This is a genomic window from Streptomyces telluris (genome assembly GCF_024519335.1).
GTDB lineage: Bacteria > Actinomycetota > Actinomycetes > Streptomycetales > Streptomycetaceae > Streptomyces > Streptomyces telluris.
The window spans coordinates 24062-35476 of sequence record NZ_JANIID010000050.1; the positions used below are offsets into that span (position 1 = coordinate 24062).

Annotated in this window: 11 protein-coding genes; 7 read left to right on the forward strand and 4 right to left on the reverse strand. The window is 72.3% G+C overall.

What is annotated here, in order from left to right; genetic code table 11:
- The first annotated feature begins 293 nt into the window (after window positions 1-293).
- Entirely contained in the window at window positions 294-1793 is a 1500-nt protein-coding gene (dnaB, locus tag NQU55_RS33570; protein ID WP_173864797.1) for a replicative DNA helicase, read from the forward strand.
- A 49-nt stretch (window positions 1794-1842) separates the two neighbouring features.
- Here dnaB and trxA read toward each other — a convergent pair whose 3' ends face one another.
- Together trxA and NQU55_RS33580 are read right to left on the reverse strand one after the other, a co-directional pair.
- Window positions 1843-2214 carry a thioredoxin gene (gene trxA / locus NQU55_RS33575; protein WP_168092207.1) on the reverse strand — a complete coding sequence of 124 codons (372 nt, stop codon included), beginning with the start codon at window positions 2212-2214 and terminating at the stop codon, window positions 1843-1845.
- The gene (locus NQU55_RS33580) at window positions 2211-2672 is read right to left on the reverse strand and encodes a MerR family transcriptional regulator (RefSeq protein ID WP_168092219.1); all 462 of its coding nucleotides are present in this window, start codon (window positions 2670-2672) and stop codon (window positions 2211-2213) included. Before NQU55_RS33580 ends, trxA begins: the two co-directional genes overlap by 4 nt.
- 122 nt (window positions 2673-2794) lie before the next feature.
- Between NQU55_RS33580 and NQU55_RS33585 the strand changes: the two genes are divergently transcribed.
- The 3 genes from NQU55_RS33585 to NQU55_RS33595 all read left to right on the forward strand — a co-directional run bounded on the left by NQU55_RS33585 (window position 2795) and on the right by NQU55_RS33595 (window position 6586).
- Window positions 2795-4195 (forward strand): serine hydrolase domain-containing protein, encoded by a 1401-nt coding sequence (locus NQU55_RS33585; protein WP_256791717.1) that lies wholly within the window; start codon window positions 2795-2797, stop codon window positions 4193-4195.
- Window positions 4196-4324: 129 nt separating this feature from the next.
- Window positions 4325-5455: a pyridoxal-phosphate-dependent aminotransferase family protein gene (locus NQU55_RS33590; RefSeq protein WP_168095054.1), complete on the forward strand. Its 1131-nt coding sequence runs from the start codon at window positions 4325-4327 to the stop codon at window positions 5453-5455.
- 288 nt (window positions 5456-5743) lie between these two features.
- On the forward strand, window positions 5744-6586 hold the full coding sequence (locus NQU55_RS33595; RefSeq protein ID WP_168095053.1) for a TetR/AcrR family transcriptional regulator: 843 nt from the start codon (window positions 5744-5746) through the stop codon (window positions 6584-6586).
- On the opposite strand, the gene NQU55_RS33600 is transcribed toward NQU55_RS33595, so the two are convergent.
- Together NQU55_RS33600 and NQU55_RS33605 are read right to left on the reverse strand one after the other, a co-directional pair.
- Window positions 6557-7045: a GNAT family N-acetyltransferase gene (locus tag NQU55_RS33600; RefSeq protein ID WP_168095052.1), complete on the reverse strand. Its 489-nt coding sequence runs from the start codon at window positions 7043-7045 to the stop codon at window positions 6557-6559. The genes NQU55_RS33595 and NQU55_RS33600 overlap by 30 nt on opposite strands.
- A gap of 57 nt (window positions 7046-7102) precedes the next feature.
- On the reverse strand, window positions 7103-7564 hold the full coding sequence (locus tag NQU55_RS33605) for a MarR family winged helix-turn-helix transcriptional regulator (RefSeq protein ID WP_168095051.1): 462 nt from the start codon (window positions 7562-7564) through the stop codon (window positions 7103-7105).
- Window positions 7565-7760: 196 nt separating this feature from the next.
- On the opposite strand from NQU55_RS33605, the gene NQU55_RS33610 reads away from it, so the two are divergent.
- From NQU55_RS33610 to NQU55_RS33620, 3 genes are all read left to right on the forward strand, one after another.
- Complete coding sequence (locus NQU55_RS33610) at window positions 7761-9026, forward strand: MFS transporter (protein WP_168095050.1); 1266 nt, start codon at window positions 7761-7763, stop codon at window positions 9024-9026.
- 140 nt (window positions 9027-9166) lie between these two features.
- Window positions 9167-9616, forward strand: coding sequence for a GlcG/HbpS family heme-binding protein (locus tag NQU55_RS33615; RefSeq protein WP_168095049.1), 450 nt, complete (start codon window positions 9167-9169; stop codon window positions 9614-9616).
- Window positions 9617-9836: 220 nt separating this feature from the next.
- Window positions 9837-10469 carry an HAD family hydrolase gene (locus NQU55_RS33620; protein WP_168095048.1) on the forward strand — a complete coding sequence of 211 codons (633 nt, stop codon included), beginning with the start codon at window positions 9837-9839 and terminating at the stop codon, window positions 10467-10469.
- The last annotated feature ends 946 nt before the right edge of the window (window positions 10470-11415 follow it).

Sequence of the window (11415 nt, forward strand, 5' to 3'; positions counted from 1 at the left end):
GGCTGTGTGTTTGTCCACAGCGGTTTCCCCCGCCTCGTGCACAGGATGCGCGGACTTCTCCACAGGATGGGGCCCGTCATCCACACGGCCTGTGGATAACCAGATTGGCTGACGGTGCCCGCGGGCCTACCGTGGACCGGCGGCCGACGCCTGTTCCGGCCCCGACGGACCTGATGGGACCGCCCTGAACTCGACGCGCCGGAACCGGAGTCGGGTGGGCTGTTTGTCAGAGCCGTGCCGTAAGAAAGAACAGCACGGCAAGGTCCGCTCCGCGGACGGGAGGAGGTGGCGGGATGAGCATCCCCGAGCCCATGGACGACCCCTGGGCGGATGCAGGTCCCGGCGACCGCCTCCCCGTGTCCCGCCCCCGCCGCGGCGACGGCCCCTCCCGCGGCGAGCGCCACGACCGCGGCGCGGAGGACGGCTCCTGGTCGCAGGGCGGCGGACAGGGCCAGCAGGGAGCCGCCGCCTTCGAGCGCGTGCCCCCGCAGGACCTGGACGCCGAGCAGTCCGTCCTCGGCGGCATGCTGCTGTCCAAGGACGCCATCGCCGACGTCGTCGAGGTCCTCAAGGGCCACGACTTCTACCGCCCGGCGCACGAGACGATCTACCAGGCCATCCTCGACCTCTACGCCAAGGGCGAGCCGGCCGACCCGATCACCGTCGCCGCCGAGCTCACCAAGCGCGGCGAGATCACCCGCGTCGGCGGCGCGCCCTACCTGCACTCCCTGGTCCAGACGGTTCCCACTGCCGCCAACGCCGAGTACTACGCCGAGATCGTCCACGAGCGCGCCGTGCTGCGCCGCCTCGTCGAGGCCGGCACGCGCATCACCCAGATGGGATACGCCGCCGACGGCGACGTCGACGACATCGTCAACAAGGCCCAGGCCGAGGTCTACGCCGTCACCGAGCAGCGCACCAGCGAGGACTACCTCCCCCTGGGCGACATCATGGAGGGCGCGCTCGACGAGATCGAGGCGATCGGCTCGCGCAGCGGCGAGATGACAGGCGTCCCGACGGGCTTCACCGACCTGGACTCCCTGACGAACGGCCTGCACCCCGGCCAGATGATCGTCATCGCGGCCCGTCCCGCCATGGGTAAGTCCACCCTCGCGCTGGACTTCGCCCGCGCCTGCTCGATCAAGCACAACATGCCGAGCGTGATCTTCTCGCTCGAAATGGGCCGCAACGAGATCGCGATGCGCCTGCTGTCCGCCGAGGCGCGCGTGGCCCTGCACCACATGCGCTCCGGCTCGATGACGGACGAGGACTGGACGCGCCTCGCCCGCCGGATGCCCGACGTCTCCGCCGCCCCCCTCTTCATCGACGACTCCCCGAACCTGTCGATGATGGAGATCCGCGCCAAGTGCCGCCGCCTGAAGCAGCGCAGCGGCATCAAGCTCGTGATCATCGACTATCTCCAGCTGATGCAGGCCGGTGGCGCCAAGCGCGCCGAGAGCCGCCAGCAGGAGGTCTCGGACATGTCCCGAAACCTCAAGCTGCTGGCCAAGGAGCTGGAGCTGCCGGTCATCGCGCTCTCGCAGCTGAACCGTGGCCCCGAGCAGCGCACGGACAAGAAGCCGATGGTCTCCGACCTGCGTGAATCCGGCTCCATCGAGCAGGACGCCGACATGGTCATCCTGCTCCACCGCGAGGACGCCTACGAGAAGGAGTCGCCCCGCGCGGGCGAGGCGGACATCATCGTCGGCAAGCACCGTAACGGCCCGACGGCCACGATCACGGTGGCCTTCCAGGGCCACTACTCCCGCTTCGTGGACATGGCGCAGACCTGATCGGTCCTGGGGCCTGCCAGGGCCTCCCCGGCCGGTCGTCGCGTTCCGGTCAGTCCAGGAGGCCGTCGAGGTCGCGGAGCAGGCGGGCCTTGGAACGGGCGCCCACGAGGGACGCCACCGGCTCGCCCGCGCGGAAGAGCATCAGGGTTGGCATGGACAGGACCCCGTAGGCGGCCTGCGTCTGCGGATTGGCGTCCACGTCGAGCGCGACGATCTTGAGCCGTCCGGCTTCCTGCTCCGCCAGGTCGGCGAGGACGGGCGCGATCATGCGGCAGGGCGGGCACCAGTCGGCGGTGAACTCGACGAGCACGGGGAGCCGCTCGTCGAGGACTTCGGCGGCGAAGGTGGCGTCGGTGACGCCGGCGACGGCTGCGGCTGCGGTTGTGCCTGCGGTCGTGCCTGCGGCTGTGGAGCTGCTCATGGTGTCTCAGGGGTCCCTTCGGATGGTGGCGCTTCCAGTGGTGCCGGCGGTTCCGGGCAGGTGAAGGCGCACAGCGGCGGCGGGCCGCCGGGGGCATCGGCCGCGGCCTCAAGCTCCGCGCGCGCGAGCTGGGCGCCCACCTCGGCCCGGACCCGCTGCAGGTGGTCGATGCAGTCGTCCAGCTCCGCGAGCTTGCGGCGGTAGACGTCGAGGGAGGCGGGACAGGAGTCCCCGGCCGGGTGGCCGGCCCGCAGGCAGTCCACGAACGGACGGGTCTCCTCCAGCCCGAAGCCGAAGTCCTGCAGCGTGCGGATCTGCTGGAGCAGCCGCAGGTCGCCGTCGTCGTAGGTGCGGTAGCCGTTGCCGCTGCGGCGGGCGGGCAGCAGCCCGAGCTCCTCGTAGTGCCGCAGGGTGCGAGTGGTGGTGCCCGCCTGCCGGGCCAGTTCCCCGATGCGCATGGCCATGACCGTAAACCTTCACGTGGACGTGAAGGCCAGTGCGGCAAACCTTCACGTGGACGTGAAAGCCAGTACGGCGAAATGCCGGTGCCCGTGCGGACCGCCCTGGCTAGGGTGCGGTCATGATCGATGCCTCGTACAACGACGCCGGGCTGCTGCCCGCCACCCGCCGTGCCCTGCTCCACCGCCTCGCCACCGGTCAGGTCCAGGGGCGCGCACCCTCCATGGTGGGGGCGGTGATGCGGGAGGGGAACCTGGTGTGGAGCTCCGGCCGCGGCGAACTGCCCGGAGGGGCGCGGCCCGAGGAGGTCCAGTACCGCATCGGTTCGATCACCAAGACCTTCGTCGCCGTGCTGGTGATGCGGCTGCGCGACGAGGGGCTGCTGAAGCTGGACGACAGGCTCGGCACACACCTCGACACCGAGGCGGGCGGTGACGCGACCATCGCCCAGCTCCTGTCGCACACCGCGGGGCTCACGGCGGAGGCGCGCGGGCCGTGGTGGGAGCGCACGGACGGCGCGCTGCGCCCCGAGCTCGGCGACCTCTTCGGCGACCGCCCCCAGCGCCACACCCCCGGGCGGCTGCACCACTACTCCAACCCCGGCTACGCGCTGCTCGGCGCCCTGGTCGAGCGGATCCGCGGGGAGAGCTGGTACGAGGTGCTGCGTCGCGAGGTGCTCGCGCCGCTCGGCATGGAGCGCACGACCCTCGCGCCCGCCGCGCCTCACGCGGACGGCTGGGCGGTGCACCCCTGGGCGGACGTCCTGCTGGCCGAGCCCGCGGCGGACACCGGGCGGATGGCACCCGCCGGCCAGCTCTGGTCCACGACCGCCGACCTGTGCCGCTTCGCGGCGTTCCTGACGGACGGGGACGAGCGGGTGCTGTCCGCGGCGACGCTGGCCGAGATGCGGACGCCGGAGGGCGGCTCGCAGGCGCCGGGGCAGTCCGGCTACGGACTCGGCCTGCAGGTGATCCAGCGGGACGGCCGGACGCTCGCGGGCCACATGGGCACCATGCCGGGCTTCGTGGCGATGCTGCTGACGAGCCCGCAGGACGGGATCGCGGGCGTCGTCCTGGCCAACCGCACCTCCTGCTTCGAGGTCGGGGCCGTCGCGGCGGACCTGCTGACGACGGTCGCCGAGCTCGAACCGCGGATTCCCGCCCCCTGGAGCCCGCTCTCCGAGGTGAAGGACGAGCACCTGGAGCTGACGGGCCCCTGGTACTGGGGCGCGGCGCCGTTCACGCTGCGGCTGTGCGCCGGCGGGGCGCTGGAGCTGGCGCCGCTGGGCCCGGGCGGGCGCGCCTCGCGCTTCCGTCCGGAGGAGGACGGCACGTGGACGGGGCTCAGCGACTACTACGCGGGGGAGACGCTGACCGCGGTCCGGACGGCGGAGGGCGCGGTCAGCCACCTCGACCTCGGCACGTTCGTCTTCACCCGTGAGCCGTACGAGGCGGGGGGCGCGGTGCCGGGAGGCGTGGACGGCGACGGCTGGCGGACGGCTGACGGCACAGCCGCCCGATAGGGCATCAGTAATCGGATTGTCCGTCCGGTCCTGTGGACGACGGTCGGCGCGGGACCGGGCGCGGACGTAGGGTCAGGGAGAGATTGGCGGGCGCCGGACACGGCGCGACACCCGGAAGGCACTGGCACCGTGACTGCGAACACCGCACCGGACCTGCTCGACCTCGCGCCGCTGGGCGCCGGTCACTTCGCGCGCATCGAGGACAAGATCGCGGCCCTGATGCGGACGCGCGAGACCGTCGTCACGATGCAGGGCGAGGCGCTGCTGCCGCTGGAGGCCGCGATCCGCTCGGCCGTCCGCCCCGGCAGCACCGCGCTCAACATCATCACCGGCCCGTACGGCGAGACGTTCGGCGGCTGGCTGCGCTCCTGCGGCGCCGAAGTGGTCACCCTCTCCGCGCCGTTCAGCGGCGCGGTCGGGGCCGACCAGGTCGCCGAAGCCCTGCGCGCCAATCCCGCGATCGACTTCGTCAGCCTGGTGCACGCCGAGGCGGCCACGGGCAACACCAACCCCGTGGCCGAGATCGGCGAGGTCGTGAGGGCGCACGGCGCGCTGCTGATGCTGGATGCGGTCGCGTCCGTCGCCGCCGAGCCGCTCCTCACCGACGAGTGGGGCGTCGACCTGTGCGTCATCGGCGGGCAGAAGGCGATGGCCGGTCCGGCCGGTGTCTCCGTGGTCTCGGTCAGCGCCCGTGCCTGGGAGCGCATCGCCGCCAACGAGCAGGCGCCGCGCCGCTCGTACCTCTCCCTGCTGGACTGGAAGGAGCGCTGGATCGACGGCGGCCGCACGGCGCTTCCCCACGCCCCCGCCCAGCTGGAGATGCTGGCCCTGGAGCAGGCCGTCGACCGCATCGAGGAGGACGGCCTGGAGGCCGTCATGGCCCGCCACCGCGCTGCCGCCGCCGCCACGCGCGCAGGAGCACGGGCCCTGGGTGGCGGCCTCTCCCCGTACGTCGTGCGGGACGAGGACGCGGCCCCCGTCGCGACCACCCTGCGCGCCCCCGGCGGCAAGGACGCCCGCGACGTGGTGGCGGCCGCCCTGGCCGCCGATGCCTCGGTGCCCGTGCAGGCGGCGGCCGGCCCGCTCGCCAAGGAGATGATCCGCGTCAACCACTACGGCCTGGACACCGACCGCGAGGTCGTCCTGGCCTCGCTGGCGGCGCTCGGCGAGGGCCTGCGCGCACTGGGCGTGGCGGCTGCGGACGAGGCGGAGGTCCTGGAGGCGGCGGGGAAGGCGTGGGACGCGGTGATCCCCGGCTGACCTCTCTCCGGTCCCGTGAGGCCGCCGTCGGTGCTTTCCGCACCGGCGGCGGCTTTTTCTTTGCGGTGAGTCCGTCCGGCGCCGCCGGGGTGCGCACTTTGCGGTGAGCCCGCCTCTGTCTCGGCCTCTGTCTCTGTCTCTGTCTCGGTGTCGCGCGCCTGCATCGGCCCACCCTGCGATCTTTATTGCTTTTGCCCCGGTATGGCGCATCGGCACCTCACTCACGTGCCCGGATAAAATCGGAATCCACGACCCGTTTCGATTCCAGGCCCCGGAGGGACAACGCGCATGGCAGAACACAGGAATCCGTCTGTGCCTGCGCAGGGGTCCGCTTCCCTCCGTTCGGATGCCCGCCGCAATCGCGCGCTGGTCCTGCAAGCAGCCCGATCCGCCTTCGAGGAAGCCGGGTTGGGGGTGCCGCTCGGCGAGATCGCGCGCCGTGCCGGCGTCGGTACGGGCACCGTCTACCGCCATTTCCCTTCCAAGACAGACCTGTTCAGGGCGACGGTCTCGGACCGAGTGAGGCTTTTCACCGACACGGCACGGGAGTTGGCGTATGCGGACGATCCCGGCGGGGTGTTCTACCGCTACCTGTCCGCGGTCATACGGCTGACCGTGCGGAACAAGGGGCTGTGCGACGCGCTGGAGGGGCTGGGCAGTCGTTTCGATGCCTCGCCCGGCGTCGAAACGGACTTCCGCGAGGCGCTCTCCGCCCTGCTGCGGCGCGCCCAACAGGCCGACGCGGTACGGAAAGACGTGACCATCGACGACCTGATGGCCCTGCTCATGGGCTGTCTGTCGATGGAGCAGCGGCGCGGCCCGGGGGTCGCGCCGGGGAGGATGACCGCGCTGGCGTGCGACAGCCTCCGCCCGGGGCGCAACGTAACGAAACTCCCGCCCAACCCCCCGGTTTCTCGTAACGAAACCCGGTGCGCCGTGTGTGACGGGCCGGTGCCGTCCGCCCGCACGGGCCGGCCCGCCCGGTACTGCGGCGCGCCCTGCCGGCAGAAGGCGCACCGGGAGCGGGCCCGCGCCCGTACCGCCCCCGGCGGTCCGGGGGCGGCGGGCGATGCGGCAGATGTGGCAGATGTGGGAGGGCTATCAGAGGTGGTACTTGAAGCCGAGGTGTGAGGCCTCGAAGCCCAGCCGCTCGTAGAAGCGGTGGGCGTCCACGCGCGTGGCGTCCGAGGTGAGCTGGGCCATCCGGCAGCCCGCGCCGCGCGCGGCGTCGAGGGCCCACTCGACGAGCAGGCTGCCCAGACCGCTGCCGCGCGCGTCGCTGTGCACGCGGACGCCCTCGATGAGCCCGCGCGTCATACCGGCGCGGGACAGCCCCGGTATGACGGTGAGCTGAAGCGTGCCGACGACGCGGCCGTCGTGCACGGCGACCACCAGCTGCTGGTGCGGGTCGGCGTCCACGCGGTCGAAGGCCGTCCGGTACGGGGTGAGGTCGCCGGGGGCCTCGCGTCCCGCCCCGATGGGGTCGTCGGCGAGCAGTGCCACGACGGCGGGCACGTCGCCGGCGGTGGCGGGGCGGATCTCGATGTCGCGGAGGTCGATGCCGGGGTCACGGATCTCTACATCGCTCATGAGCCGGACCCTACGGCGGGGCTCGGATTCTGTTGCGTAACAGAGCTGTTGTGAGACTTACGACACCGGCGCGAGCGACTCCACCGCCGTGACGAGCGGGGCCAGCTCCGCGCGCTTGGAGGCTTCCCGGAGGGCCTCGCGCAGCGCGGTGTCGTTCGTCGGCCGGGCCTCTTCGAGGAGGGCGCGGCCCGCCTCCGTGACGTCGGTGTAGATGCCGCGACGGTCGGTGAGGCAGAGGTAGCGGGTCAGCAGGCCGCGGTCCTCCAGGCGGTTGACCAGGCGCGTGGTCGCGCTCTGGCTGAGCACGACGGCCTCGGAGACCTCGTTCATCCGCAGGTGGCCGCCCTCGCCGTCGTGCTGCCGGCTGAGCACGTCGAGCACGGAGAACTCGCGCACGCTCAGGCCGTGCGCCGCCTGCAGCGCCCGCTCGATGTGCGCCTCGATCCGGCCGTGCAGGGCGGACAGTGCGCACCAGCCCTGTGCCAGGCCGAGCAGAGCGGGGTCCGGGGTGCGGGACATGAGGCCCTCCTTCTGACCGCACATGCGTGTCGTCATGGACCAGGATATCGCTGCAACGAAATAGCCCGCGCTTGCAAGTATCCGCGCATGCAATTATTGTCTACGCCGGTAAGGGTCGATCGCAACGATGCCTGGCGGGCTCTCCCCGCCCCCGATCTCTCCGCCCTCCCCCTCCCCTCCCTGAAGGACCCTCGTCATGCCCCTCGCACTGCTGGCGCTCGCCATCGGCGCCTTCGGTATCGGCACCACCGAATTCGTCACCTCGGGCCTGCTCCCGGAGGTCGCGGACGAGTTCGGCGTCTCCATCCCGACCGCCGGCTACCTGACGACCGGCTACGCGCTCGGCGTCGTGATCGGCGCCCCGATCCTGGCCGTCCTCGGCAGCCGGGTGCCGCGCAAGAAGATGCTCATGGCCCTGATGGGCCTGTTCGTCGCCGGCAACGCGCTCTCGGCGGTCGCCCCGGCCTTCGGGGTGATGCTGGCCGGGCGGATCGTCGCCTCGTTCGCGCACGGCGCGTTCTTCGGCATCGGCGCGATCGTGGCCGCGGGCCTGGTCGCCCCGCAGAAGAAGGCGGCCGCCATCGCGATGATGTTCACGGGGCTGACGGTGGCCAACGTGGTGGGCGTGCCGATGGGCACGATGGTCGGCCAGAGCGCCGGCTGGCGCGTCACGTTCTTCCTCATCGCCGGCCTGGGCGTGCTCGCCGTCCTCGGCATCGCCGCGCTCGTACCGCAGCAGCCCCGCCCCGAGCAGACCCGGATCAGCGGCGAGCTGGCCGCCTTCCGCAACCCCCAGGTCCTGCTCGCCATGGCGATGACGGTCCTCGGCTTCGGCGGCGTCTTCACCATGACCACCTACTTCACGCCGATGATGACCGACGCCGCGGGCTTCGCCTCCTCGTCCGTCACCTGGCTGCTCGTCCTGTTCGGCCTGGGCATGGTGGCGGGCAACCTGGTCGGCGGCCGGTACGCCGACCGCGCGCTGATGCCCATGCTGCTCACCGCCCTGGGCGGCCTCGCGATCGCCCTCGCCCTGCTGCCGCTCGCCACGCACGACAAGATCGCCACGGCGGTCGTCGTCCCGCTGATCGGCGCGCTGGGCTTCGCCACCGTCCCGCCGCTGCAGAAGCGCGTCCTCGACCAGACCGCGGACGCGCCCACCCTCGCCTCCGCCGTCAACATCGGCGCCTTCAACCTGGGCAACGCGATCGCGGCCTGGCTCGGCGGCCTCGTGATCTCCGCCGGCTTCGGCTACACGGCGCCCAACTGGGTCGGTGCGGCGATGGCCGCCTCCGCCCTCGCCCTGGCCCTCCTCTCGGCAGCACTGGAGCGGCGTACGGGCGCCCGGGGCGCGGCGGGTGCGCCGGGCGCGCGGGGCGGGCGCATCGTGGCGCGGCCGGAGCACGCCGCGGCCGCGGCCGGGGAACGCGCCGACCGGGAAGAGGCGGCGACGCGGAGCTGAGCAACGAGACCAGCCCGACCACTACGGCGGTACGTGCAGTGCCATGACGCGCTGCACGACCTCCCCTTGCAACACCACCAAGCACAAGCGCACGGCCGCTCCAGCGGCACTCGCACCATCACGCACCTTCAGGAGTTCCCATGTCCACCCCCACCCCCACCACCGCCACCACCACCCCCGTCCTCCCCCTCACCACGGACGACGCCGACGCGCTCCTCGCCGCCGCCCGTCGCGCCGCGGATGCGCAGGGCGTACGCGTCGCGGTCACCGTCCTCGACGCCGGCGGTCACCTGCTGGCCTTCCGCCGGGACGACCGGGCCGTGCTGATCGCGGGGGAGACCAGCACCCGCAAGGCGTTCACGGCGCTGCAGCTGGACGCGCCGACGGCCGACCTGGTCGACGCCGTCCAGCCCGGCGGCCTCTTCCACACCCTGCCGACCGCCCTCGACCGCCCGCTGCTCTTCATCGCCGGCGGCGTCCCGCTCCACCGCGACGGCCGGCTCGTCGGCGCGATCGGCGTGGGCGGCGGGGCGCCGGAGCAGGACCACGGCATCGCGCTGACCGCGATCGGGGCCGTCCTGGGCGGCTGATTCCACTGATTCCACAGCGGGCCGGGCAGAACCGGGCCGGGCAGAACCGGGCCGCCAGAACCGGGCCGGGTAGCCGGACAGGGCCGGGCTCGCCGCACCGAGGGTGGAGGACGCATCACGCGTCCTCCACCCTCGGTGCTGCCGTTCATCGTTCCGGATATCGGATACCGGCGGACTATTCGTGTGTGCTCCGCGGCGGAGCCGCATACGCTCGGGCCCCGTGACCAGACTGCATTTGTTCGACATGGACGGGACCCTGATGCACGGGTCCGCGGCGGCGATCGAGATATCCCGGCAGCTCGGGGTCGAGCGGGAGATCGCCGAGCTGGAACGGGCATTCGCGGCCCGCGAACTCGAACCGCCGCGCTTCGCCGAACTCGCCTGCGCGCTGTGGCGGGAACTCACCGAGGAACAGGTCGCCGCGGCTTTCGACGGCGCACCCTGGCTGGCCGGAATACGTGACGTGTGGGCGGAGATCCGGGCCCGCGGCGAACGCTGCGCCGTGATCTCCCTGTCCCCGGGATTCTTTGTCGAACGCCTGCTGACCTGGGGCGCCGATGCGGCGCACGGCTCGCGCTGGCCCACAGTGCCCTTCCGAGACCCGGTGGATCCGGCGGGCATCCTCGACGCCGGGGCGAAGGTGCGGATCGCGGACGAGCTCTGCGTGGAATTCGGCCTGACCCGGGCCGATTGCGTGGCCTACGGGGACTCGATGTCGGACGCGCTGCTCTTCGCCGCGGTCCCGGTCTCCGTGGCGGTGAACGCCGACCACCACGTGCGGGATATCGCGGTGCACTCCTATGCGGGCCGGGATCTCAGAGAGGCGTACGAACTCGTCGGCTCCCGTCGATAGCCCGTAGTCCGTAGCCCGTAGTCCTGTGGCTCCGTAGCGCGTAGGCGATGGTCCGTGGCCGATTCCGTAACAGTGAAGTCCGCATCCTTGAAAGGGGGTTGTCCAGCACATGCCGAACGGTAGGGTCAACTCCCGTTCGCGGGACTCGGCTTGTCCCCGGGGTGGGGGAATCGGCACAGCCTAGCCTCAACCGGGGCCTTGTCACTCGCACTTCCCGCGATTTGCGCGAGGCGGCGCAGAAGATGGCATGCTGCGCAGCCTGGAACAGCGACCCATGAGCAGAGCGGGGAATTGCGAACACTTTCCGGCTAGGACGGAAGTGCGAGGACGGACCGAGAGATGTTCGAGGCGAGACGATGAAGGACGCTCCGACCAGGTCGGCCGACGGTGGCGCGCACGGCAGAGGGAGTGACCGGGGCTGGTTCACCCCGACGCAGCCACCGGACGGAGACAGGGCCCGCGACGGGCATGGCAGGCCACCGGAAGGCGGGACGGAGGCGGAGGCCACACGGCCCGCGCCCCGGCCGGGCAAGTGGGTGGCGGTGCGGTCGGCGGAGCAGCAGGAGCCCCGGACACAGGACCAGCCACCGACCCGGCCGCAACCTCAACCACAAGCCCGGCCGCAAACCCGGCCGCAAACCCGGTCGCAACCTCAGCTACAGGCGCAACCACAGGCGCAGCCGCAACCCGCGCCGCACAGGTACGAGCCACCGCGCGGGTACGAGCCACCGAGCGGGTACGAAGCGCCCCACGGGCACGAAGCGCCTCACACGTACGAAGCGCCCCACGCGTACGAGCACCAGCGCCCGGCCGAACTGCCACCCGACAGCGGATTCCGCCCCGCCTGGGAACCCGTCCCCCTCCCCGCCCCGGCCCCGGCCCCCGCCCCCGCCCCCCCCCCCCCCCGCCCCCCCCCCCCCCCCCCCCCCCCCCCCCCCCCCCCCCC

Bases quoted from the DNA above. Each gene is read 5' to 3' on its own strand.
- dnaB (WP_173864797.1), top strand. From the start codon at position 294: ATGAGCATCCCCGAGCCCATGGACGACCCCTGGGCGGATGCAGGTCCC.
- trxA (WP_168092207.1), bottom strand. From the start codon at position 2,214: ATGAGCAGCTCCACAGCCGCAGGCACGACCGCAGGCACAACCGCAGCC.
- NQU55_RS33580 (WP_168092219.1), bottom strand. From the start codon at position 2,672: ATGCGCATCGGGGAACTGGCCCGGCAGGCGGGCACCACCACTCGCACC.
- NQU55_RS33585 (WP_256791717.1), top strand. From the start codon at position 2,795: ATGATCGATGCCTCGTACAACGACGCCGGGCTGCTGCCCGCCACCCGC.
- NQU55_RS33595 (WP_168095053.1), top strand. From the start codon at position 5,744: ATGGCAGAACACAGGAATCCGTCTGTGCCTGCGCAGGGGTCCGCTTCC.
- NQU55_RS33600 (WP_168095052.1), bottom strand. From the start codon at position 7,045: ATGAGCGATGTAGAGATCCGTGACCCCGGCATCGACCTCCGCGACATC.
- NQU55_RS33605 (WP_168095051.1), bottom strand. From the start codon at position 7,564: ATGTCCCGCACCCCGGACCCCGCTCTGCTCGGCCTGGCACAGGGCTGG.
- NQU55_RS33610 (WP_168095050.1), top strand. From the start codon at position 7,761: ATGCCCCTCGCACTGCTGGCGCTCGCCATCGGCGCCTTCGGTATCGGC.
- NQU55_RS33615 (WP_168095049.1), top strand. From the start codon at position 9,167: ATGTCCACCCCCACCCCCACCACCGCCACCACCACCCCCGTCCTCCCC.